22 protein-coding genes are annotated in these 22,258 nt (G+C 74.3%); 11 read left to right on the top strand and 11 right to left on the bottom strand.

Going from position 1 to position 22,258, the window contains the following annotated elements; translation table 11 throughout:
• Positions 1-43 precede the first annotated feature (43 nt).
• A complete protein-coding gene (locus O7606_RS24060) occupies positions 44-1,873 on the bottom strand; it encodes an alpha/beta hydrolase (protein WP_281596270.1) in 1,830 nt (609 codons plus the stop codon).
• A 61-nt stretch (positions 1,874-1,934) separates the two neighbouring features.
• Positions 1,935-2,246, bottom strand: coding sequence for a hypothetical protein (locus O7606_RS24065; RefSeq protein WP_281596271.1), 312 nt, complete (start codon positions 2,244-2,246; stop codon positions 1,935-1,937).
• Between the two features lie 388 nt (positions 2,247-2,634).
• On the opposite strand from O7606_RS24065, the gene O7606_RS24070 reads away from it, so the two are divergent.
• From O7606_RS24070 to tsaE, 4 genes are read left to right on the top strand one after another with little or no spacing between them, the layout of a single operon-like run.
• Positions 2,635-4,104: an NAD(P)H-hydrate dehydratase gene (locus O7606_RS24070; protein WP_281596272.1), complete on the top strand. Its 1,470-nt coding sequence runs from the start codon at positions 2,635-2,637 to the stop codon at positions 4,102-4,104.
• A gap of 26 nt (positions 4,105-4,130) precedes the next feature.
• Positions 4,131-5,249 carry an alanine racemase gene (alr, locus tag O7606_RS24075; protein WP_281596273.1) on the top strand — a complete coding sequence of 373 codons (1,119 nt, stop codon included), beginning with the start codon at positions 4,131-4,133 and terminating at the stop codon, positions 5,247-5,249.
• Entirely contained in the window at positions 5,246-6,358 is a 1,113-nt protein-coding gene (locus tag O7606_RS24080; RefSeq protein WP_281596274.1) for an alpha/beta hydrolase, read from the top strand. The genes alr and O7606_RS24080 overlap by 4 nt, the downstream gene beginning before the upstream one ends.
• Positions 6,359-6,360: 2 nt before the next feature.
• Positions 6,361-6,840, top strand: a complete 480-nt coding sequence (gene tsaE / locus O7606_RS24085) for a tRNA (adenosine(37)-N6)-threonylcarbamoyltransferase complex ATPase subunit type 1 TsaE (protein WP_281599844.1) — start codon at positions 6,361-6,363, stop codon at positions 6,838-6,840.
• Positions 6,841-6,855: 15 nt separating this feature from the next.
• On the opposite strand, the gene O7606_RS24090 is transcribed toward tsaE, so the two are convergent.
• Positions 6,856-7,203, bottom strand: coding sequence for a helix-turn-helix domain-containing protein (locus O7606_RS24090; RefSeq protein ID WP_281599845.1), 348 nt, complete (start codon positions 7,201-7,203; stop codon positions 6,856-6,858).
• A complete protein-coding gene (locus tag O7606_RS24095; RefSeq protein WP_281596275.1) occupies positions 7,140-7,916 on the bottom strand; it encodes a hypothetical protein in 777 nt (258 codons plus the stop codon). Before O7606_RS24095 ends, O7606_RS24090 begins: the two co-directional genes overlap by 64 nt.
• A 282-nt stretch (positions 7,917-8,198) precedes the next feature.
• On the opposite strand from O7606_RS24095, the gene ung reads away from it, so the two are divergent.
• The 5 genes from ung (at position 8,199) to O7606_RS24120 (ending at position 12,081) form a co-directional block, all read left to right on the top strand.
• A complete protein-coding gene (ung, locus tag O7606_RS24100; RefSeq protein WP_281596276.1) occupies positions 8,199-8,900 on the top strand; it encodes a uracil-DNA glycosylase in 702 nt (233 codons plus the stop codon).
• 664 nt (positions 8,901-9,564) lie between these two features.
• Positions 9,565-10,242, top strand: coding sequence for a tRNA (adenosine(37)-N6)-threonylcarbamoyltransferase complex dimerization subunit type 1 TsaB (gene tsaB / locus O7606_RS24105; RefSeq protein ID WP_281596277.1), 678 nt, complete (start codon positions 9,565-9,567; stop codon positions 10,240-10,242).
• Positions 10,239-10,715, top strand: coding sequence for a ribosomal protein S18-alanine N-acetyltransferase (rimI, locus tag O7606_RS24110; RefSeq protein WP_281596278.1), 477 nt, complete (start codon positions 10,239-10,241; stop codon positions 10,713-10,715). Before tsaB ends, rimI begins: the two co-directional genes overlap by 4 nt.
• Positions 10,716-10,741: 26 nt before the next feature.
• Positions 10,742-11,788, top strand: coding sequence for a tRNA (adenosine(37)-N6)-threonylcarbamoyltransferase complex transferase subunit TsaD (tsaD, locus tag O7606_RS24115; RefSeq protein ID WP_281596279.1), 1,047 nt, complete (start codon positions 10,742-10,744; stop codon positions 11,786-11,788).
• Positions 11,789-11,826: 38 nt separating this feature from the next.
• On the top strand, positions 11,827-12,081 hold the full coding sequence (locus O7606_RS24120; protein WP_281596280.1) for a hypothetical protein: 255 nt from the start codon (positions 11,827-11,829) through the stop codon (positions 12,079-12,081).
• A gap of 66 nt (positions 12,082-12,147) precedes the next feature.
• On the opposite strand, the gene O7606_RS24125 is transcribed toward O7606_RS24120, so the two are convergent.
• From O7606_RS24125 to O7606_RS24155, 7 genes are all read right to left on the bottom strand, one after another.
• Positions 12,148-13,104 carry a DUF4142 domain-containing protein gene (locus O7606_RS24125; RefSeq protein WP_281596281.1) on the bottom strand — a complete coding sequence of 319 codons (957 nt, stop codon included), beginning with the start codon at positions 13,102-13,104 and terminating at the stop codon, positions 12,148-12,150.
• A 323-nt stretch (positions 13,105-13,427) separates the two neighbouring features.
• The gene (locus O7606_RS24130; protein ID WP_281596282.1) at positions 13,428-14,609 is read right to left on the bottom strand and encodes an ROK family protein; all 1,182 of its coding nucleotides are present in this window, start codon (positions 14,607-14,609) and stop codon (positions 13,428-13,430) included.
• 29 nt (positions 14,610-14,638) lie between these two features.
• Positions 14,639-15,898 carry an ABC transporter permease gene (locus tag O7606_RS24135; protein WP_281596283.1) on the bottom strand — a complete coding sequence of 420 codons (1,260 nt, stop codon included), beginning with the start codon at positions 15,896-15,898 and terminating at the stop codon, positions 14,639-14,641.
• On the bottom strand, positions 15,895-16,719 hold the full coding sequence (locus O7606_RS24140) for an ATP-binding cassette domain-containing protein (protein ID WP_281596284.1): 825 nt from the start codon (positions 16,717-16,719) through the stop codon (positions 15,895-15,897). The genes O7606_RS24135 and O7606_RS24140 overlap by 4 nt, the downstream gene beginning before the upstream one ends.
• Before the next feature lie 98 nt (positions 16,720-16,817).
• Positions 16,818-17,918 (bottom strand): substrate-binding domain-containing protein, encoded by a 1,101-nt coding sequence (locus O7606_RS24145; RefSeq protein ID WP_281596285.1) that lies wholly within the window; start codon positions 17,916-17,918, stop codon positions 16,818-16,820.
• 205 nt (positions 17,919-18,123) lie between these two features.
• Complete coding sequence (gene ybaK, locus O7606_RS24150) at positions 18,124-18,651, bottom strand: Cys-tRNA(Pro) deacylase (protein ID WP_281596286.1); 528 nt, start codon at positions 18,649-18,651, stop codon at positions 18,124-18,126.
• Between the two features lie 9 nt (positions 18,652-18,660).
• Complete coding sequence (locus O7606_RS24155) at positions 18,661-19,881, bottom strand: methyltransferase domain-containing protein (RefSeq protein ID WP_281596287.1); 1,221 nt, start codon at positions 19,879-19,881, stop codon at positions 18,661-18,663.
• A 277-nt stretch (positions 19,882-20,158) separates the two neighbouring features.
• Here O7606_RS24155 and groES point away from each other — a divergent pair, with 277 nt between their 5' ends.
• Positions 20,159-20,473 (top strand): co-chaperone GroES, encoded by a 315-nt coding sequence (gene groES / locus O7606_RS24160; protein WP_088976050.1) that lies wholly within the window; start codon positions 20,159-20,161, stop codon positions 20,471-20,473.
• Positions 20,474-20,544: 71 nt separating this feature from the next.
• The gene (groL, locus tag O7606_RS24165; RefSeq protein WP_281596288.1) at positions 20,545-22,191 is read left to right on the top strand and encodes a chaperonin GroEL; all 1,647 of its coding nucleotides are present in this window, start codon (positions 20,545-20,547) and stop codon (positions 22,189-22,191) included.
• Positions 22,192-22,258 lie beyond the last annotated feature (67 nt).

A 22,258-nucleotide genomic window follows, 5' to 3' on the forward strand; every position in this document is an offset into this window, starting at 1 on the left:
CCGGCGCACACCGGGCGGCGGCCGGTCCGACCCCGGCGGCCGGTCATCGGCCCAGCACGATCCGGGCCATGCCGTCCAGGGCGGGATTGGCCGGCTCCCAGTAGCCGGTGTGGCCGTACCGGCCGCTCGGGAAGGTGCGCCCGCCGAAGCTCGGGTCGCTCGGATCCCGGCCGAACCAGAGATCGTCGTCGGGGCGGCCGACCAGGTCACCGGCCAGCCACGGCAGGACCCCGCCGACCGCCGCCCGACCGGCCAGCTCCACCGGCCGGCGGACCACGCCGATCACGTCGTCGTCGGCGGTGCTCGCCCACACCTGACCGGGCGGCAGACGCAGATCGGCGGCGTGGTCGACGCCCACCCCGGGTGAGCCGACGAAGACCAGCGCGTCGGCGGCCAGCCCGTGCTCCCGGGCGGCCGTGCCGACCACCAGTGACCCGTAGCTGTGCCCGAGCACGGTCTGCCGGGCCGGCGGCCCCTCGTGGGTGAGCCGCAGCCCCTCCTGGAACCGGTGCAGCCCGGCCCCGGCGTCCACGGCCTGCCGGTCGCGGTACGCCTCGTGGACGAAATCCGGGGCGTCGTAGTCCAGCCAGAGCACCGCCGAGGTGGCCCGGGTCGGGTCGAGCGTGGCGCAGCGGGCGGCCACCCGCGCCGCCCGACCCAGCTCGTCGTCGGCGTCGGCCAGGTCGGCGGTCATCCCCGGCACGTACGTCAACACCCGGTCGGTGCGGTCCGGGTTGCCGACCGCGACCACCGCCCGGCCGTCCCCGGCCACGTCCAGCCCGAGCAGGTACGCCCGGGGCGCGCCGGCCGAGCCCGGCGTGGCCAACCGGTCGGTGAGCGCGTCCAGCCCGGCCAGCCGGGCGTCGACCCGGGCCACCGCGGCCAGCTCCACCGGCCCGAACGGCTTCCGGCGCGACAGCTCCCGCCGCTGGGCGAGCAGCCGCTCCCGGAGCTCGGGCAGCAGGAGACGGTTCGCCTGGTCCCGGGCGGCCACCGGCACGCCGTCGAGGCGTCCGATCCGGGCCGGCTCGTGAGCGACCAGCCAGCGTCGCTGGGCCGGGGTGAGCCCGGTCCACCAGCGTCGGACCAGCGCCGGATCGGCCCCCGGCGGCGGACGGTACCCGGGCGGCGGCTGCGTCCAGCCGGCGCGCCCGGCGGAGGCCAGCTCGCCTAGCCGGGCCGCCGCCTCCCGGTCGGCCGCCTCGGCGAGCGCGAGCGCGCCCCCGATCGCGCCGGAGAGCCGAGCGACCTCGGCCGCCTGCCCGGCCCCGAGCGCCTGCCCGGCCCCGAGCGCCTGCCCGGGCCCCGCCCCGGGCCGGGCCGGCCCCGGCGCGCTCGACCGGCCCGGGGCGGCGGTCGGGGCCGGGCCGGGCGACGGTGGCCGGTAGGTCGGGCCGGCGCTGACCCGGCCGGCCCGGTCGACCTGGAGACCCGCCGCGTCGATCTGGCGTACCGCCTCGGCCAGGCGGGCCCGGGCCAGCCGCAACCGGGCGGCGAACTCGGCGAGGGTCTGGTCCACCTCGATCAGGGCCGGCGCGACCGAGGTCAGCTCGGCGCGCAGCGCGGTGAGACGGCCGTCCGCCGTGTCGGCGGCGACGCCCCGCCAGCCGGCCCGCAGCCGCCCCGCCCCGGCGGCCAGCCCGGCGGCCCGTCGGCCCAGCACGGCGTCCAGTCCCCGCCAGGCCACGCCGGCCCGATCCCAGACGCCCGGGTCGGTCGCCCACAGCCGGGCGTACCCACCGTCGGCGGACACCCCGGCGGACACCCCGGCGGCCCCTCCCGCCGGGCCGCCGCCTCCCGCCGGGGTGGTCGTCGGCCGGCTCGTCGGCCCGGCCATCGGCCCGGCCATCGACCCGGTCGGCGGGCGGGTCATCGGCCCGGCGGGCGGGCCGGCGCGGTCGTCGGCCCGGTCGTCTGACCGGTCGTCGGGCGGGTCATCGGGCGGTGGGCAGGCGGCGGGCCGCCCGGTCGTCGGCCGCGTGATAGCCGTCGGCGGCGCCGCGCACCGCCGTGCCGGCCTCCCCGACCCGCCCGCCGAGCGCCCCGAACCAGGCGTGCGCCGCCGACTCCAACCCGGCCAACGCCGCCGTGCTGCGCCAGGCCGGCGCTGCCGGCACGAGCCCCGGCGTGCCGGCCACCCCCTGCCCCAACGCGTACGCCTCGTCGATGAGGTGGGCGGCAGCGGCGCGCAGCGCCGGGATGTCGACGCTCAGGGGCGCCCCGCCCACCTCGACTGACCTGGTCATCGCCACTCCTCCCACCGGTGGTGCCTCGACCCGCCCGACGCTAGGCGGCGACGGGCGCGCGCCGCAGCCCCCTGTGGACGACGGGCCGCTGACCGGGTCGCCGGTTGTCCACAGGCATTGCCCACAGTGGTCCCGACCGCTACCCTGCGCGCCGCCGGACCCTGTGTCGAAGTCCCTGGTCGGCCCACGGCGGGCCCGGACGACGGCCGGCGGCGTGGGGGATCGGTCCGGACACCGGTGTCCGGACCGATCCCCGCCCTGCCGGACCGCCGCCTGGACTCCGCCTCGTCTCGACCGGGGACTTCGACCAGGGCCTAGGGTTGACCTGACATCATCCGGCCGGGTCGCCGGATGTCCGGTGTGCCGGGCCAGGCGGAACGGGGTGGACATGAAAGCGGTGTGGCGGGTCGCCGACGTACGGGCGGCCGAGGCCGGCCTGATGGCCACCCTGCCGGCGGGCACGCTGATGCGACGGGCCGCCGCCGGGCTGGCCCGCCGCTGCGCGCTGCTGCTCGCCGACCGGGGCGGGGCGTACGGCGCCCGGGTGCTGCTGCTGGTCGGCAGCGGCGACAACGGCGGTGACGCCCTGTACGCCGGCGCGCTGCTGGCGGGCCGGGGGGCGGCGGTCGAGGCGCTGCTGCTCAGCCCCGACCGGGCCCATCCCGAGGGGTTGGCCGCGCTGCGGGCCGCCGGTGGTCGTACCGTCGACGACCTGCCGGCCCGCGCGGACCTGGCGCTCGACGGCATCGTCGGCATCGGCGGCACGGGCGGTCTCCGTGAGCCGGCGCGCCGGCTGGTCGAACGGCTGCCGCAGGTGCGTGGGCGGGACGGCGGCCGGGCCACCGTGGTCGCCGTGGACGTGCCCAGCGGCGTCGCCGTCGACACCGGCCACGTGCCCCGTGACCCGGCCGGTCGGGCGGACGCGCTGCGGGCGGACGTGACGGTGGCCTTCGGCGCGCTCAAGCCGGCGCTGGTGGTGGGCGAGGCGGCCGGCTACGCCGGGCAGGTGGACCTGGTCGACATCGGCCTGACCCCCTGGCTGCGGGGCACGCCCGCGCTGCGGGTCACCGAGTGGTCGGACGTGGTGGACGGCTGGCCGCGGCTCGGCCCGGCCTCGGAGAAGTACACCCGGGGCGTGGTGGGGCTGGCGACCGGCTCGGCGACGTACCCGGGCGCGGCCGTGCTCTCGGTCGGCGGGGCGCTGGCCGGGCCGACCGGGCTGGTCCGGTACGCCGGCAGCGCCGCCGCCGAGGTGCTGCGCCGGTACCCGTCGGTGATCGCCACCGGTCGGGTCGCCGACGCCGGCCGGGTGCAGGCGTGGGTGTGCGGCTCCGGGCTGGGCGCCGGCGAGGAGGCCGCCGCCGAGCTGCGTGCCGTGCTGGCCGCGCCGGTGCCGGTGGTGCTCGACGCGGACGCGCTGACCATGCTGGTGGACGGCTCGATGGCGGACCGGCTGCGCGGTCGGGACGCGCCGATCGTGGTGACCCCGCACGACCGCGAGTACGCCCGGCTCTGCGGCGAGGAGCCGGGCGCGGACCGGGTCGGGGCGACCCTGCGGCTGGCCGCCTGGATGAACGCGGTGGTGCTGCTCAAGGGGGACCGCACGGTGGTCGGCACGCCGGCCGGTCAGGCGTACGTCAACCCGACCGGCACCCCGGCGTTGGCCACCGGCGGCACCGGTGACGTGCTGGCCGGGCTGCTCGGCTCGCTGCTGGCCGCCGGGCTGCCGCCGGAGCGGGCCGCCGCGCTGGCCGCGTACCTGCACGGGCTGGCCGGTCGGGAGGCGGCCCGGCACGGCCCGGTGACCGCTCCGGACGTGGCGGTCGCGTTGCGCCCGGTGCTCGCCCGGCTGCCCTGACCGCTGCCGGTCAGTAGGCTGGGGGCATGTGGCAGGCCGAGGCACGAGTCGATCTTGACGCGATCCGGGAGAACGTCGCCCGGCTGCGGTCCGGCACCAGCGCCGAGCTGATGGCGGTGGTCAAGGCCGACGGGTACGGGCACGGCATGCTGCCCTCGGCCCGCGCGGCGTTGGAGGCCGGCGCGGACTGGCTCGGCGTCTGCACCCTGGACGAGGCGTTGACGCTGCGCCGGGCCGGGGTCACCGCGCCGGTGCTGGCCTGGCTGCTCAGCCCGGGGCTGCCGCTGCACGAGGGGGTCGCCGCCGACGTGGATCTCTCCGCGGCGAGTCTGTCGCAGCTCGACGAGATGGTCGGGGCGGCCCGGCTGGCGGGGCGTCCGGTCCGGCTGCACCTCAAGATCGACACCGGCCTGTCCCGCAACGGCGCGACCGTCGCCGACTGGCCGGCCCTGCTGGAGGCGGCCGCGAAGGCCCAGGCCGACGGCCTGGTGGACGTGGTCGGGGTGTGGAGTCACTTCGTCTACGCCGACCTGCCCGGCCACCCGACCATCGACCGGCAGCTGGCGGTCTTCCACGAGGGGCTGGGCCTGGTCGAGCGGGCCGGGCTGCGCCCCCGGCACCGGCACCTGGCCAACTCGGCGGCCACCCTGACCCGCCCCGACACCCACTTCGACCTGGTCCGTCCCGGTATCGCGCTCTACGGTCTCTCCCCGGTGGCCGGCGAACGCTACGGGCTGCGCCCCGCCATGACCGCCCGTGCCCGGGTCATGCTCACCAAACGCGTCCCCGCCGGCACCGGCGTCTCGTACGGCCACACCTACACCACCGCAGGGGAGACCACGCTGGCCGTGGTGCCGGTCGGCTACGGCGACGGGGTGCCCCGGCACGCCTCGAACGTCGGCCCGGTCCGGCTGGCCGGACGCAACCGCACCATCGCCGGCCGGGTCTGCATGGACCAGATAGTCGTCGACTGCGGCGACGACCCGGTGGCCCCCGGCGACGTGGCGACCCTCTTCGGCGACGGCGCCGACGGCGGACCCACCGCCGACGACTGGGCCGAGGCCGTCGGCACCATCAACTACGAGATCGTGACCCGGTTCGGCGGCGTCCGGACCACCCGGGTCTACCACGGCGAGCGGACATGACCTCCCTGCTCGGCCGGGTGCCCCGCCCCCGCGGCGCGGTCGGGAAGGCGGCCGGTCTGCTCGGCGCGGCGGTCGGCGTGGCCGCCGCCGGGCTCGCCGCGGGCGTGGCCACCGAGCGCGCCCTGGTCCGCCGCTACAAGGCCGACCCCACCGACCGGTACGCCGACGAGGTGTTCGGCCAGCAACGGTACGACGAAGCGTTCCGGATGACGCTGCCCGACGGCACCGACGTGTACGTGGAGGTGGTCGAGCCGACCCGCCCGCCGGTCGACGGCGTCCCCCCGGCGGACCGGCCCACCGTCGTCCTGGTGCACGGCTTCTGCCTGGACATGGGCACCTTCCACTTCCAGCGCAAACTCCTCGCCCAGCGCGGCGGGCACCGGGTCGTCGCGTACGACCAGCCCGGCCACGGCCGCTCCGGCAAACTGGCCAGCGGCGACTACGACATCGCCGCGCTCGGCCACACCCTGCGCCGGGTGCTCGACCGGACCGCCCCGGAGGGGCCGCTGGTGCTGGTCGGGCACTCGATGGGTGGCATGACCATCATGGCGTTCGCCGAGCTGTACCCGGAGATGTTCGGTGACCGGGTGATCGGCGCCGCGCTGATGGCCACCTCCGGTGGTCTGCTCGCCGAGACGAAACTGGTCGCCCCGGCCCTGCTCGGCAAGGTCGGGCCGCCGGTGCTCTACATGGTCAACACCACCACCCGGTACGGCGGCCCGGTCATCGACCGGGTGCGCCACTCCACCTCCAACGTCTCCTGGCTGCTCACCCGCCGGTTCGGCTTCGGCACCCCGAACCCGAGCCCGGCCCTGGTGTCGTACGTGGAGGAGATGAACTCCCGGACCTCCGCCGACACGGTGACCCGCTACCTGCGTACCCTGGCCACCCACTCGCGGTACCCGGCGCTCGCCGCGCTGGCCGGCACCCCCGTGCTGGTGGTCGCCGGCGAGAAGGACATGATCACTCCGGTGACCCACTCGGAGGAGATCGTCCGGCGGCTGCCGCACGCCGAGTTCGTCCGGATCCCCGACGGTGGCCACGTGGTGATGCTGGAGCACGCGGACGAGGTCGACGCCGCGCTGACGAGCTTCCTGGAGAGGCTGTGACGATCACGGTGACGGTGGGGCTGCCCACGCTGGCCGACACGCACGCGTTCGGGCGGCGGCTCGCCGGGCTGCTCCGCGCCGGTGACCTGGTGCTGCTCACCGGGCCGCTGGGGGCCGGCAAGACCGCGCTCACCCAGGGCATCGGCGCGGGCCTGGGCGTGCTCGGCGACGTCACCTCGCCGACCTTCGTGATCGCCCGGGCGCACCGGCCGGACCCGGCCCGGGGCGGCACGCTCGGGCTGGTGCACGCCGACGCGTACCGGCTGGGGGACGCCACCGACCCGCGCGCCGAGATCGACGACCTTGACCTGGACGCCTCGCTGGACGACGCGGTCACCGTGGTCGAATGGGGAGAGGGGCTGGCCGAGCACCTCACCGAGTCGCACCTGCACGTCCGGCTGGACCGGCACGACGACGACACCCGCACCGCCGAGCTGGTGCCGGTGGGCGGCGACTGGCCCAGCCGCCTCACCGCCCTCTGACGCCGCCCCGTCCCGTCACGATTCGCCGCGCCATTTCCCCGATATCGGGGCGTCCAGGTTGAGGGATGCCCCGATATCGGGGAAATGGAGTTGGTCAACTCGGCAGAGGACGGTGGCCTGCCGCCGGTACTCACCGGGCGTCACGCCGTAGGCGGCGCGGAAGAGCCGGCTGAAGTGGGCGTCGCTGGTGAAACCCCAGCGGGCCGCGATCGCCTGGACGGTACGCCGGCGCTGGCGCGGGTCGGCGAGGTCGTGACGGCAGCGCTCCAGCCGGCTCCGCCGTATCCATCCGGCCACCGTCAGACCCTGTTGCTCGAAGAGTCCGTGCAGGTAGCGGGGCGAGACTGCGTGGGCCGCGGCGATGCCGGCCGGGGGAGGTCGGGGTCGCCGAGTCGCCGCGCGATGAACTGGTGGATCCTGACCTGGAGGGCGTTCTGGCGGGTCTCGAACGACAGGGTGTCGGCGCGTTCGATCGCGTGGGCGCCGGTGGCGGCGAGCAGGTCCAGGGTGACCGCGCTCAGCCGGGCGGCGTCGTTCAGCGAGTACGTCTCGGCCTCCCTTGTCAGCCCGACCAGATGACGGGCGAGGAGCGCGCCGGGACCGCGCTGCCCGGAGAGCGGTACGGCGACGAGGTGGTCGAGTACCGTCGGCGACAGCGGGACGAGCGTCCTGGGGGCCTGCACGACGGCGCGGACCAGGTCGCCGGATCGTGCGGTGGCCCAACTACCCAACGGCCGGGAGAGGTCGTACAGGACCATCTCCCGGTCTCCCAGCCGGGCCTGCCGGCCCTGCTGGGAGATCCGCACCTCGCCGCGTAGGCGCAGCACGAAGTGCACCATGCCGGGATCGGACTGCCGGATCAGCTTCGCCGTCCGGATCACCTCCAGCGGACTGTAGGCGAGCGTAGAAACCTGGACCGGGTCGAGTCGGAACAGGCTGATGGTGCCCCGGAAGTCGTTCTGGTGGACGGTCCGGATGTCGATCGGGACGTGTTGGCTGACCCCGAACTCGTACCAGCACGGCCACCGGTCCGATCGAGGAAGGTCGTCGGTATCGAACCGGATGACGTCCACCATGCCCTTCGGTATATAGGAACGACAATTGTTGCGCTGTCGGTAAGGCGATGGGACGGTGAACTGTCAAATCCGTGTCGGAAGCGGCGGCCACCGGGGCCGGAGGCGAACTCTTCCCCGGCCGGGACGCGCGAGCGGCCCCGGAACCGACCAGCTCCACCTCGGAGCCGACCGGCCCGATCGTCTCCGACGGCGGGATCCGGCGGGGAAGTGTCGGCCGGTGCTGGTAGGAAGTAGCCGATCCGGTCGGCGGGGCGCGCCGACCGCGCTACGGAAAGGTGGCCCATGCCCGACGACGTGCCGACCCTGGACCTGCCGGCCCTGCTGCCGCAGCCCTGGCGTGCCGTGCTCGCCCCGCACCTCGACCCGGCCCGTACGGCCGCGCTGGGCGGGTTCGTCGCCCGGGAGTACGCCGCCGGCCCGGTCTACCCGCCGCTGGAGGACCTGTTCTCGGCGTACCGGCTGTGCGCCCCGCAGGACTGCCGGGTGCTGATCCTCGGGCAGGACCCGTACCACAAGGCCGGGCAGGCGCACGGGCTGAGCTTCAGCGTCCGCGACGGGGTGCCGGTGCCGCCGTCGCTGCGCAATGTCTTCAAGGAGCTGGCCGAGGACGTCGGCGTCCCGAAGCCGAGGGGCGGCAACCTGAGCGGCTGGGCGGCACAGGGGGTGCTGCTGCTCAACGCGGTGCTCACCGTCCGGGAGGCCAAGCCGGGCTCGCACGCCAACTCCGGCTGGGAGGAGTTCACCGACGCCACCATCCGGGCGTTGGACGCCCTCGACCATCGGGTCGTCTTCCTGCTCTGGGGCGGGTACGCCCGCAAGAAGGCCGCCCTGGTCACCAACCCGCGGCACGTGGTGCTGGAGGCCGGTCATCCCAGCCCGATGAACCCGCGCGGCTTCCTCGGCAGTCGCCCGTTCAGCGCCACCAACAAGGCGCTCGCCGACGCCGGCCTGCCCACCCTCGACTGGGAGCGCACCGCCGGCTGACTCCGGCCGCGCGTGGGCCCGGCCGCCCGGTTCGCCGTCCGGGCCCACGTGGTGACGCTCTGCACCCGCCCGTGCGCTCACCGGTCCGTGAGTTCGTCACGCAAGGTAGTTGGGGTGGCCCGGCAAGCGGCCGTTACGAGGAGTGATCTGTTCCCTGGTCTGGCGCACCGCTTTCAACGCTTTGCTCTGCACCCATATCCGCGACACCGGCATCGAGCTGGGCTTTCGTGAAGTGGTGGCTGGCCGGGCAACGAGAGTGGCCACAGAAAGCGACCGGCGCGTGGGCGGGTGCAGAGCAAAGGGATCGAAAAGAGCTACCGGGCTGAGCGCGGAGATTACGAAAGGTGACGGCGTTCGGCTGGCGGTCGCGCTGGTCGGGTCGCTCCTCCCGGCTTCGATGCGGGTCCACGGTGGCGGTCGGCGCGCGGTCGACCGCTGGACGCCATGGCGGGCGCTCGCCGACCGCGATGCGGTTCAGGGCCGCCACCAGGTGGTGCGAGTGCGACGCGTCAGCCCGACGTCAGCCCGACGTTGGCCGGGCGGCAGGCCGGGCGGCGTTCCTACGCGAATTGGGCCCGGGTGGCGGGCCCTACGCGCGGCGGTCGCGGGTCGGGCAGGTCGAGTCGGAGCCGGACCCGTCCCGCCGTCCGGCTAGGGTGGCAGCGTGCTCGTACTGGTGGTGGACTCCTCGACCCCGGCGGTGACCGCCGCCCTCGCGGAGGTCACGGCAGACGGCGTCACGATCCGCGCCCAGCGGCACGCCGTCGACGCCCGCGCCCACGGTGAGCTGCTCGCGCCGCAGGTCGCGGCGGTGCTCGCCGAGGTGGGCGCCCGCCCGGCCGACCTGGGCGCGATCGTCGCCGGGCTCGGCCCCGGCCCCTTCACCGGGCTGCGGGTCGGACTGGTCACCGCCGCCACCATGGGGCAGGCGCTGGGCGTCCCCACGTACGGGGTGTGCTCGCTGGACGCCATCGGCCAGCCGGCGGCGGCCGGCGAACCGGTGCTGGCCGCGAGCGACGCGCGTCGCCGCGAGATCTACTGGGCGGTCTACGACGGGGCCGGCGAGCGGATCGCCGGGCCGGACGTGGCCCTGCCGACGGTGGTCGCCGAGCGGGCCCGCGACCTCGGCGTCACCGGCATGGTCGGGGACGGCGCGCACCGCTACGCCGACGTGCTCGGCCTGCCGCTGCGGGCCGAGCCGCGCTACCCGTCGGCCGCCGCGCTGGCCGCCCTGGTCGCCGGACGGATCCGCGCCGCCGCCCCCGGTGACCGGCTCACCCCGCTCTACCTGCGCCGACCCGACGCGGTGGCGGCCACCGCCCGCAAGTCCGTGCTGCCGTGACGGCCGATCCGACCCCGCGCCGGCCGGTCCGGATCGGCCGGTTCCGCTGGTGGCACGTCGCCGACGTGCTGCCGATCGAGGCCGACCTGTTCGGCGTCGAGCAGTGGTCGGCGGCGATGTTCTGGAACGAGCTGGCCAACCGGCACCACTACCTGGTCGCCACCGACGGACCGGACGGGCCGGTGCTCGGCTACGCCGGGCTGGCCGTCCAGCCACCGGACGAGGCGTGGGTGCAGAACATCGCGGTCCGGCGGGACGCCCAGCGCCGCGGCGTCGGGCGGGCCCTGCTGGAGGCGCTGCTCGCCGAGGCCGACGCGCGCCGCGTCCGGGCCGTGCTGCTGGAGGTCGCGGTGGACAACGCCCCCGCGCAGAAGCTCTACGCGGCGTACGACTTCGAGCCGGTCGGCATCCGGCGCGGCTACTACCAGCCCACCAACACCGACGCGCTGGTCATGCGGCGTGCCCGAGACTGACGAACCCCAGGGACTGGCGAGAGACGATGGCTGACGAACCGCTGATCCTCGGGATCGAGACCTCCTGCGACGAGACCGGCGTGGGCATCGTCCGGGGGCACACCCTGCTCGCCGACGCGCTCGCCTCCAGCGTCGAGCAGCACGCCAGGTTCGGCGGGGTGGTGCCCGAGGTGGCCAGCCGCGCCCACCTGGAGGCCATCGTGCCCACCATGGACCGGGCGCTGACCGAGGCGGGCGTGACCCTCGCCGACATCGACGCCATCGCGGTCACCTCCGGCCCCGGCCTGGCCGGCGCGCTGCTGGTCGGCGTGGCCGCCGCCAAGGGTTACGCGCTCGCCGCCGAGAAACCGGTGTACGGGGTGAACCACCTGGCCGCGCACGTGGCGGTGGACACTTTGGAACACGGCCCGCTGCCCGAGCCGGCGATCGCGCTGCTGGTCTCCGGCGGGCACTCCTCCCTGCTGCTCGTCGACGACCTGGCCCGGGGGGTCACCCCGCTCGGCGCGACCATCGACGACGCGGCCGGCGAGGCGTTCGACAAGGTGGCCCGGCTGCTCGGCCTGCCGTTCCCCGGCGGCCCGTACGTCGACCGGGAGGCCCGCGCCGGCGACCCGGCGGCGATCGCCTTCCCCCGGGGGCTGACCGCGCCGAAGGACCTGGCCGCCCACCGGTACGACTTCTCGTTCTCCGGTCTGAAGACGGCGGTGGCCCGGTGGGTGGAGGCCCGGCAGCGGGCCGGCGAGCCGGTGCCGGTGGCCGACGTAGCCGCGTCCTTCCAGGAGGCGGTCTGCGACGTGCTGGTCGGCAAGGCGCTCGCCGCCTGCCGGGCCAACGGGGTCGAGACGCTCGTCATCGGCGGGGGAGTGGCGGCCAACTCGCGGCTGCGGGCGCTGGCCGGGCAGCGGGCCGCGAAGCACGGGATCCGGGTCCGGGTGCCCCGGCCGAAGCTGTGCACCGACAACGGCGCGATGGTCGCCGCGCTCGGCGCGCACCTGGTGGCCGCCGGGGTCGCGCCCAGCCGGCTGGACCTGCCCGCCGATTCGGCCATGCCGCTGACCAGGGTCAGCGGGTAACGTTCCGCGGGGAACGCCGCGGCGGGGGGACGGGTGACGTGATCGTACGGATGTGGGAGGCGCGCGCCGAGCCGTACGGGCTGGCCGAACTGCTCACCTGGGTGTGCGACGTCGCGTTGCCCGAGTTCGAGCACGACCCGGCGCACGTCTCCAGCGAGGTGTTCACGTCCACCGATCATCGGCTGGTGGTCGTCTCGAAGTGGCGCAACACCCCCCGCGTCTGGCCGGACCCGCCGGTGACGCTCGTCGTCCGCCCTCCGCACGCCTGGGACTTCACGCAGGTCGACCGCTGACCGTCCGGCCCTGCCCCGGCCGCCTGGCGATGCGGTGACCCGCCGGTTCCTGACGACGAGCCGGGGTCAGCGGGGGCGGCGGAGCAGGCGGTGGGTGGTGATGCCGGCGGTGGCCAGGGCGGCCAGGAAGACCAGCCAGACCACGGTGGTGCTGACCGGGAGGTCACGGGCGGGGTTGGCGGCGGCCACCGCCAGCAGGGAGTCCTCCTGCGGGGCGGGCAGGGCGGCCGGCGGGAGTTCGGCGTACCGCACCAGGCCGGTACTTTCCAGCATGGACATGTGGTGCAGCACGAACTCGTTCGCGTCGTCGGCGAGTTTGCGGACCGTGGCGTCCCGGGTGCTGGCCCGTACCGCCGAGATCACCGGCAGGATCTTGCCGTGCGCCACCCGGAGCCGGGTCACGAAAATCTGGTCGAACCGGGCGCCGGTGGCGTTCTGCATCTCCGCCAGCCACGCCTTCTGCTCGGCGGTCGGCTCGTCGGGAATGGTCGCGCCGAGCCGGTTGGCGGCGTTGACCACCAGCTCGTCCAGTTCGCGGTGCTCGTCGGCGATCGCCGCGCCGATCTCGCGGACCTTCGGGGCGCTGCCCTTCTCGGCCGCCATCTGACCGGCCGGCATCTCCCACAGTCCGGCCAGCCGCACCCCGTTGAGCAGGGTCATGTCGGTGGCGTTGAGCTGCTTCGGCCCGGCGGGAGCGGCGAGGACCGCGCTGCCGGGCACGACGGCACGAGCCGCGGCGGCGCGCGCCGGGCTGCCGCCGGCGGCGCGGACCATGTCGGCGTGGACGGTGTCGGCGTGGACGGTGCTGGCGTGGGCTTCGCTGGCGGGGAACGCGGCGTGGGCCGGGTGGTCGGGGGGCGCGGTACGGGCCGCGCTGGCCGGGGCGGCGCGGGCCGTGCTGGCGTGGGCCGGGCCGGTGGTGGTGAGGCTGAGGGCGGCGGCGAGGGCGAGGACCAGCGCCGTCGCCCCCGGGCGGGCCGGGCGGTGGGCGGGTTCCCGGCGTACGGAATCCAGCGGTGCCATGCTGCGGTGCCTCCTCGAACCGGACCGACGACGTCTGCCCCGGCCGGAGCGGCCACCGGGGCGCCCGGTGGTACGCAAACCCGTGCCGAACGGTTCACCCCGCGACCGGCGGGAGCCCGATCCGGTGCCGGCGGGAGCCCGATCCGGGCCGGCGGGAGCCCGATCCGGGGCCGCCCGGACCGACACCAGCCGCCGGGCGCCGGGCGTCGAGGACGGGTTCCTTGATATGGCGCTCACCGAGAACGGGGACACCGCCATATCGGCGAACTGGCGCGCGACCGCCGACGGGGCGGGGCGGCGCGCGGGGCGACGCCGCGCGTGGGTCAGGCGGCGTCGAGGGGGTCGGCCAGGAGGCGTTCGAAGGCCAGCTCGGCCGCGCCGAGCAGGGCGGCGTCCTCGCCCAGTCCGGGGGTACGCAACCGGACGTGCTCACGGCAGGCGGGCAGCGCCATCGAGTTGAGCCGGCTGCGCACCTGGGCCGCCGCGGCGAGGTAGAGGTCCCGCAGGGTGCCGCCGAAGATGACCATCTCCGGGTTGAAGATGTTGACCAGGTTGGCCACGCCGAAGCCGAGCCAGTCGCCGACCTGTCGTACCGCGGCCTGGGCCTGGGCGTCGCCCCGGGCCGCCGGGTCGACGACCCCCAGCACCGCGTCCTGTCCTTCCAGGCCGTCCCGGCCGGCGGCGCGCAGCAGGGCGTGCTCGCCGATCTCGGTCTCCCAGCAGCCCCGGGAGCCGCAGCCGCACCGGTGGCCGCCCGGGTTGACCACCATGTGGCCGACCTCGCCGCCGTACCCGCCGTGGCCGGTGACCCGCCGGCCGCCGGCGATGATGCCCGCCCCGACGCCGGCGTCGCCGTGCAGGTAGATCAGGTTGTCGCAGTCGACCGCCACGCCCCGGACGTGTTCGGCCAGCGCGGCCAGGTCGGCCACGTTGCCGACGGCCACCGGCCGCTCGTCGCCGAGCTCGGCGCGGAGCAGCTCGCCGAGGGGCTCGTCGACCCAGCCGATGGTGGGGCTCAGCCGGACCAGGCCGTCGCCGCGGCGGACCATGCCCACCACGGCCACCCCCGCCCCGACGCAGATCGATCCGATCGGGGCGGCCTGGCGCATGTCCTTGACCAGGCCGGCGAGCAGTGGCGCGGCCTCCCCGGCGGCCGGTCCGTGCGGGCGGGGCAGCTCCCGCCGGTCGAGCACCTCGCCGCCCAACCCGATCCGCGCGGCCCGCAGCCGGTCCACCTCCACGCTGAACGCGTACGCGAAGACCCGTTCCGACTCGGGCCGGACGACCAGCGACGGTCGCCCGGCCCGGCCGGTCTCCCGGGGCGCGCCCTCGCTGACCAGGCCGGCGCCGGCCAGGTCGGCGGTGAGCGCCCCGATGGTGCTGCGGTTGAGCCCGAGCGTGGTGGTGAGCTGGGCCCGGGAGGTCGCCCCGTGCACGTGCACGTACCGGAGCAGCGCGCCGAGGTTCTGCCGGCGGATCTCGTCCTGGCTGGGTCCTACGCGCATGCTCCTGGCATTCCGGTCGAGGGACGTCGTCAACGGGTGCCGGTGGTGGCGGCGCGTCGTCGGGAGAACGCGTCGACGCTGGCGGCGAGCAGCAGCACCACGCCGGTGACCACGTACTTGACGCCGGAGCTGTAGCCCATCAGGCCCATGCCGTTGTCGATGACGGCGACCACCGCGCCGCCGAGCACCGCGTCGAGGACCCGTCCCTTGCCGCCGAAGAGGCTGGTGCCGCCGATCACCGCCGCGCCGACGGCGTAGAGCAGCACATTGCTGCCGCCGGTGTTCGGGTCCACCGAGTTGGCCCGGCTGGCGGCGACGATGCCGCCCACCGCGGCCATGGTGGAGGCGATCACGAAGACCGAGATGCGGATCCGGTCGACGTTGATGCCGGCCCGGCGGGCGGCCTCCTTGTTGCCGCCGACGGCGTAGATGTGCCGCCCGTACGCGGTGCGCTGGAGCACGAACGTCCAGACGATCAGCAGCACGGCGATGATCGGCACCACGATCGGCACGCCCTTGAGCGAGCTGATCAGGACGTTGCGGCTGCGTTCCAGGTTGAGGATGTAGACCGCGATGCCGAGGATCACGGCCAGTCCGCCGATCCGGGCGAGCACCACCGGGAACGGGTCGGCGACCAGGCCCCGGGCGGCGCGCCTGCGGTGGCGTAGCAGTTGGGTGGCGGCGTACCCGCCGACGACGAGGGCGAAGAACAGCCAGCCGAGCACCGGGGGCAGGTTGCGGTTGGCGATCGCCACCAGCACGTCGTCGCGTACGGAGATGTTGCTGCCGCCGCTGATCAGCAGCAGCACGACGCCCTGGAACGCGAGGAAGGCGGCCAGGGTGACCACGAACGACGGAATGCCGATCTTGGCGACCAGGAAGCCCAGGGTCAACCCGATGACCAGGCCGGTGGCGACCGCCGCGAGCACCGCCACGTACCAGGGCAGGCCGGCGACGGTGACGATGTTCGCCAGGACGGCGGCGCACACCCCGCTGGCGAAGCCGGCGGAGAGGTCGATCTCGCCGAGCAGCAGCACGAAGACCAGCCCCATGGCGATCAGCGTGACCGCCGCGCCCTGGGCGAACAGGTTGGCGAAGTTCACCGCCGACAGGAACGTCGGTCGCATGATCGAGAAGATGGTGCAGAGCACCACCAACCCGAGTACGGCGGGCAGCGCGCCGATGTCGCCGCCGCGTACCCGGCTGACGTAGTTGCGGACGTGGCCACCCACTGTCGGTGTCTCGGTGACCGCCACCGGACCGACCTTGCGCACGGCGGTGCTGGTCATCGCAGGGCTCCTGGGTTGCTGTCGGCGGCGTCGCCGCCGTTGTCGGGGCGGCCGGCGTCGTTGCCGGCGGTGAGGCCGAGCGTGCCGGACCGGCCGGCGGTGATGAGCTCGACCACCTGGGAGTGGGTGATGTCGGTGGTCTTCACCTGGGCGACCATCTGCCCGAGGTAGAGCGCGGCGATCCGGTCGGAGACCGCGAAGACGTCGTTCATGTTGTGCGAGATGAGCACGACGGCCAGGCCGTTGTCGGCGAGCCGGCGGACCAGTTCGAGCACCTGGGCGGTCTGCGCGACGCCGAGCGCGGCGGTCGGCTCGTCCAGGATCACCAGGCGACTGTTCCACAGCACCGCCTTGGCGATCGCCACGGTCTGCCGTTGGCCGCCGGAGAGGCTGGACACGTGCTGGCGCAGCGACTTGACCGTCCGGACGCTCAGCCCGGCCAGGGTCTCCGCCGCCATCTGCTCCATGGTCGGCTCGTCGAGCACGATGCCGCTGCGCTTCTCCCGGCCGAGGAACATGTTCTGCACGATGTCGAGGTTGTCGCAGAGCGCGAGGTCCTGGTAGACGACCTCGATGCCGAGCGCGGCGGCGTCCCGGGGGCTGTGGATGGTGACCGGGCGGCCGTCGAAGAGGAACTGGCCGCCGTCGGTCGGGTAGATGCCGCTGATGCACTTGACCAGGGTCGACTTGCCCGCGCCGTTGTCACCGACCAGGGCGGTCACCTCCCCCGGGTGGGCGGAGAAGGCCACGTCACGGAGGACCTGGACGGGACCGAAGCTCTTGTCGATCCCTCGTAGTTCCAGCAGGGGGGTGGTGGACACGGGACTCCTTCGTTCGGTGAGGCCGGGGCGGGCGTCACCCGCGGGTGTGGCCGGGTGACGCCCGCGGCCGGTAGGCGTTACCGGCGGGCCGCTGCGGCCTAGCTGATCCCGGCCTCGGCGCAGAGCGTGGCGTACGCCCCGGCGCAGAGCGCCTCCTTGGTGACGTAGCCGTCCGCCACCACGTCCTTGACGTTCTCCTTGAAGATCAGCTTCGGGGTGAGCAGGACCGACGGCACGTCACGGTTGCCCTCCGGGTCCTTGACCACCTGGCCGGTCTCCTTGCGCTCGCCCTTGGCCAGCGCGATGGCCAGCTCGGCGGCGGCGTCGGCCTCCTGCTTGATCGCCTTGTAGACGGTCATGCACTGGTCGCCGGCGAGGATGTTCTGCAGCCCCTGCACGTCGGCGTCCTGGCCGGTGACCGGCACCTTGCCGTTGAGCTTGTTCTTCTTGAGCACCGAGATGGCCGCGTTGCCGAGCGCGTCGTTCGCGGCGAGCACCCCGTCGATCTTGCCGCCGCTCTTGGTCATCATCTGCTCGAACAGGGTGGCGGCCTGGGCCGGGTCCCAGGCCGGGACGGACTGCTCCGGGCCCTTGGTGTACTCGCCGGAGTCGAACTTCGGCTTGAGCACCGAGTCGTAGCCGTTCTTGAACAGGGTGGCGTTGTTGTCGGTGGGGGAGCCGTTCAGGTACGCCACCACGGGCTTCTGCACGCCCTTGTCGGTCAGGCACTTGCTCAGGCCCTCGCCCTGGAGCTTGCCGACCACCTCGTTGTCGAAGCTGACGTAGTACTCGGCGCTGCCGCCGAGGGTGAGCCGGTCGTAGTCGATGGTGGCGACGCCCTGCGACTTCGCCTTGTCCAGCACGGCCTTGCCGGTGCCGGAGTCCAGGTTGACGATCATCAGAGCGGTCACCCCGCTGGTGATCATCTGGTCGGCGATGGTCTGGAACTGGTTCTTGTCGTCCTGGGCGTTCTGGATGTCGTACTCCACACCGGCCGCCTCGAAGGCCGCCTGGAGGTACTTGCGGTCCGCGTTCTCCCACCGGCCGGAGGACTTGCTGTCCGGCAGGATCACGCCGATCTTGGCCTTCTTGTCCGAGCCGGCGTCGGTGCCGCCGCTGTCGGAGTCGTCGCCGCAGGCGGCCAGGCCGCCGGTGGCGAGCAGGCCCACGGTCGCGACGGTGAGGATCCCTCTACGCATGGTGCGGGATTCCTTTCAGGTGGGGGTGGGTGTGAGGATCTTTTGTTGTGTCCGGCAACGTATTTCGCGTCACACGGCGGACGCAAGGGCCTCGCGCTCACGGATTTGTTGGCAGCGGTAACAATTCAGCAACGCGGCCGAAAAGTCGCTGGTGACGGCGCTGCCGCCGGGCCCGACCCGACGACGACGGTCGACGTCGGTGGAGTCAGCCGGCCGTGGGCGACGGGCCGGTGGCGAGCGGGCCGGTGGCGAGCGGGGCGGTGGCGAGCGGGGCGGTGGTCGCGCCGGTCAGGGCGATCAGGTCCGCCGGGGCGAGCTGGACCTGGAGCCCGCGCCGGCCGGCCGAGACGTAGACCGTCGGAAAGCCGAGGGCGGAGGAGTCCAACACGGTCGGCAACCGCCGGCGCTGCCCCAGCGGGCTGATCCCGCCCCGCACGTAGCCGGTGACCCGCTCGGCGAGGACCCGGTCGGCCAAACCGGCCCGCTTGCCGCCCACGGCGGCGGCCAGCGCCTTCAGGTCCAACTCGCCGGTGACCGGCACGACCGCCACGGTCAGCCCGCCGTCCACCTCGGTCACCAGGGTCTTGAAGACCTGCCCGGTCGGCACGCCAAGCGCCGCCGCCACCCGGGCGCCGTACTGCGGGGTCTCCGGCGGGACCCGGTACGGGTGCACGCTGTGCCGTACGCCGCGCCTGGTCAGCAGCGCCGTCGCCGGGGTGCCCTGGCCCGCCACCCGGCCAACCTAGCCGATCGGCTGGGCGACCAGCACGGTCGGCGCCCCGGCGACCCGGGTGAGCACCAGGCTGGCCGAGGCGTCACCGGCCAGCCGCAGGTCCCGGCGCAACCGCTCCGGCTCCAGCGCCGAACCGCGCTTGAGGATCTCCACCCGGCCGACCCGCCGCTCGCGCAGCAGGGCACGCAGCCGCTTCAGCGAGAACGGCAGCACGTCGGTGACCTCCAGGCACCTGGTGTACGGGGTCGGGGCGGGGGTGTCGGCGTACAGGTAGGCGATGCTCGGGTCGGCGATCGTCGCGTCCAGCCGGTCGGCCAGCTCGGCCACCAGGTGCGCGCGGACCACCGCCGGGTCCGGGTCGTGCAGGTAGCGCCGGACCGGGCCGACGCTCGCCTCGGCGACGCCGCTGCCGGTGAGCTGATGCGGGGAAGGGCCCCTTTCCGTGCCGGAGGCCTCGGGAAGGGGCCCTTCCCCGCACAGGGTGGCGCGGCGGGGGACTTCGGCGAGGTGGCCGCACCAGAGGGCGGCCTCGACCAGGTCGCCGCGTACGCTCACCCACTCCGCCTCGGCGTCGGCCGGGATCAGCGCGTGGTCGAGGCCGGGGGCCACCTTGACCACGGTGGCCGGCGCCCGTTCGGTGAGCGCGGTCACGAACCCCCAGGGCGGGGAGTAGGCGTCGGGGTCGAAGATCCGCCGACCGGTGCCGGCCTTCCGTCGGGCCGGGTCGCAGAAGACCGCGTCCATCCCGGACACGTCGACGGTGGTGGCGTCGGCGCACTCCACGGTGAACCGGTCGGCCAGCCCGGCGGCCTCGGCGTTGGCGGCGGCCAGCGCGGCGGTCAGCGGGTCGGCTTCCACCCCGTACACCCGGATGCCGGCCCGGGCGGCGGCCAGCGCGTCCGCCCCCAGGCCGCAACCCAGGTCGGCGAGGGTGCGCACCCCGGCGGCGCGCAGCCGCGCCGCGCGCCGGTCGGCCACCTCCCGCCGGGTGGCCTGCTCCAGGCCGGCCCGGGTGAGGAACATCCCGGCCGCGGCCGGGCCGAACTTGCCGACCGCCCGGCGGCGCAGCTCGGCCTGGGTGAGCGCGGACGCCGCGAGCCCGGCCGGCACGCCGGCCGAGCGCAGCGCCGCCGCCGCGGCCAGCGGGTCGCCGCCGGCCACCCGCGTCGCGGCGGTCAGCGCCGCCGACCCCTCGGCGGTACGCAGCGCGGCGAACTGGTCCAGATCCACCGGCCCATTCTCCGGTGCCCCCCGGGGGACGCCCCAAGGGGTGCGACCCGGACGACTCGCCGCCCTCTTCGTTGGCACTCTCCTTGACGGAGTGCTAGCCGCCGGCCTAATCTGCGATTAGCACTCTCCCATCGAGGGTGCCAGCTTCCGGGCTCCGCCCGGGAGTTTGACGCCAGGCGGACCGGCACCCGCGACGACGGCCCCGCCCGGTGGCATGTGGCAGATTGATGCTGGTCGGCAGCGCCGGCCGGTAACGAAACCAGTACCCCAGGAGGGTATGCCCGTGACTACCGCGACCAAGGTTGCGATCAAGCCGCTCGAGGACCGGATCCTGGTCCAGGCGAACGAGGCTGAGACCACCACGGCGTCGGGCATCGTGATCCCCGACACCGCCAAGGAGAAGCCGCAGGAGGGCACCGTCCTCGCTGTCGGCCCGGGCCGCGTCGACGACAAGGGCAACCGGATTCCGGTTGACGTGCAGGTCGGCGACACCGTCATCTACTCGAAGTACGGCGGCACCGAGGTCAAGTACGCCGGCGAGGAGTACCTGGTGCTCTCCGCCCGCGACGTCCTCGCGGTCATCGAGAAGTAGGCAACCGATCAGTGCTGCTGCCCCGGTCCGGCTCGCCGGGCCGGGGCAGCAACGCTTCGAAGGGATAATCCATGGCGAAGATCCTGAGCTTCTCGGACGACGCCCGGCACCTGCTCGAGCACGGTGTCAACGCGCTCGCGGACGCGGTCAAGGTCACTCTCGGCCCGCGCGGGCGCAACGTCGTCCTGGACAAGAAATTCGGTGCGCCGACGATCACCAACGATGGGGTCACCATCGCCAAGGAGATCGAGCTCACCAACCCGTACGAGAACCTTGGCGCGCAGCTCGTCAAGGAGGTGGCGACCAAGACCAACGACGTCGCCGGCGACGGGACCACCACCGCCACCGTGCTCGCCCAGGCCATGGTCCGGGAGGGCCTGCGCAACGTGACCGCCGGGGCGAACCCGTCCGGTCTCAAGCGGGGCATCGACGCGGCGGCCACCAAGGTCTCCGAGGCGCTGCTGGAGCGGGCCGTCGACGTCGACGACAAGAAGTCGATCGCGCACGTGGCGACCATCTCCGCGCAGGACTCCACCATCGGTGAGCTGATCGCCGAGGCGATGGAGCGGGTCGGCCGCGACGGTGTCATCACCGTCGAGGAGGGCTCCGCCCTGCACACCGAGCTGGACGTGACCGAGGGTCTCCAGTTCGACAAGGGCTTCATCTCGCCGAACTTCGTCACCGACACCGAGTCGCAGGAAGCGGTTCTGGAGAACCCGTACATCCTGATCACCACGCAGAAGATCTCCGCGATCGAGGAGCTGCTGCCGCTGCTGGAGAAGGTCCTCTCCGACAGCAAGCCGCTGCTGATCATCGCCGAGGACGTCGACGGGCAGGCGCTCTCCACCCTGGTGGTCAACTCGATCCGCAAGACCCTCAAGGTCTGCGCGGTGAAGGCTCCGGGCTTCGGTGACCGCCGCAAGGCGATGCTCCAGGACATGGCGATCCAGACCGGCGCCGAGCTGGTCGCGCCGGAGCTGGGCTACAAGCTCGACCAGATCGGGCTGGAGGTGCTCGGCACCGCCCGCCGGGTCGTCGTCGACAAGGAGAACACCACCATCGTCGACGGCGGCGGCCGGGACACCGAGGTCGCCGACCGGGTCGCGCAGATCCGCAAGGAGATCGAGGCCTCGGACTCCGAGTGGGACCGCGAGAAGCTCTCCGAGCGGCTGGCGAAGCTCTCCGGCGGCGTCGCGGTGATCAAGGTGGGCGCGGCGACCGAGGTCGAGATGAAGGAGCGCAAGCACCGCATCGAGGACGCCATCGCCGCGACCAAGGCCGCCGTCGAGGAGGGCACCGTCCCGGGTGGCGGGGCCGCCCTGGCCCAGATCCTCCCGGTGCTCGGCGACGACCTCGGCTTCACCGGGGACGAGAAGGTCGGCGTCTCGATCGTCCGCAAGGCGCTCGTCGAGCCGCTGCGCTGGATCGCCCAGAACGCCGGGCACGACGGGTACGTCGTCGTGCAGAAGGTCTCCGGCCAGGATTGGGGCCACGGCCTCGACGCCGCCACCGGTGACTACGTCGACCTGGTCGGCAACGGCATCATCGACCCGGTGAAGGTGACCCGCAACGCGGTCACCAACGCCGCCTCGATCGCCGGCCTGCTGCTCACCACCGAGAGCCTGGTGGTGGAGAAGCCGGAGAAGGCGGAGCCGGCCGCCGCCGGCGGTCACGGCCACTCGCACGGCCACGGCCACCAGCACGGCCCCGGCTTCTGACGCAAGGAAGGGCGCCTTTCTGACGCCTCGTGCAGAGGAAGGACCTTCCTCACCCCAGGGCGCCTCG

Source organism: Micromonospora sp. WMMD882 (assembly GCF_027497255.1).
Classification (GTDB): Bacteria; Actinomycetota; Actinomycetes; order Mycobacteriales; family Micromonosporaceae; genus Micromonospora.

Excerpts from the sequence above, each read along its gene's own strand:
- O7606_RS24060 (WP_281596270.1), bottom strand. The coding sequence starts at position 1,873 with ATGACCCGCCCGCCGACCGGGTCGATGGCCGGGCCGATGGCCGGGCCG.
- O7606_RS24125 (WP_281596281.1), bottom strand. The coding sequence starts at position 13,104 with ATGGCACCGCTGGATTCCGTACGCCGGGAACCCGCCCACCGCCCGGCC.
- O7606_RS24130 (WP_281596282.1), bottom strand. The coding sequence starts at position 14,609 with ATGCGCGTAGGACCCAGCCAGGACGAGATCCGCCGGCAGAACCTCGGC.
- groL (WP_281596288.1), top strand. The coding sequence starts at position 20,545 with ATGGCGAAGATCCTGAGCTTCTCGGACGACGCCCGGCACCTGCTCGAG.
- alr (WP_281596273.1), top strand. The coding sequence starts at position 4,131 with ATGTGGCAGGCCGAGGCACGAGTCGATCTTGACGCGATCCGGGAGAAC.
- O7606_RS24080 (WP_281596274.1), top strand. The coding sequence starts at position 5,246 with ATGACCTCCCTGCTCGGCCGGGTGCCCCGCCCCCGCGGCGCGGTCGGG.
- groES (WP_088976050.1), top strand. The coding sequence starts at position 20,159 with ATGCCCGTGACTACCGCGACCAAGGTTGCGATCAAGCCGCTCGAGGAC.
- O7606_RS24135 (WP_281596283.1), bottom strand. The coding sequence starts at position 15,898 with ATGACCAGCACCGCCGTGCGCAAGGTCGGTCCGGTGGCGGTCACCGAG.
- ung (WP_281596276.1), top strand. The coding sequence starts at position 8,199 with ATGCCCGACGACGTGCCGACCCTGGACCTGCCGGCCCTGCTGCCGCAG.
- O7606_RS24065 (WP_281596271.1), bottom strand. The coding sequence starts at position 2,246 with ATGACCAGGTCAGTCGAGGTGGGCGGGGCGCCCCTGAGCGTCGACATC.
- tsaD (WP_281596279.1), top strand. The coding sequence starts at position 10,742 with ATGGCTGACGAACCGCTGATCCTCGGGATCGAGACCTCCTGCGACGAG.
- O7606_RS24070 (WP_281596272.1), top strand. The coding sequence starts at position 2,635 with ATGAAAGCGGTGTGGCGGGTCGCCGACGTACGGGCGGCCGAGGCCGGC.
- O7606_RS24095 (WP_281596275.1), bottom strand. The coding sequence starts at position 7,916 with ATGGTGGACGTCATCCGGTTCGATACCGACGACCTTCCTCGATCGGAC.
- O7606_RS24145 (WP_281596285.1), bottom strand. The coding sequence starts at position 17,918 with ATGCGTAGAGGGATCCTCACCGTCGCGACCGTGGGCCTGCTCGCCACC.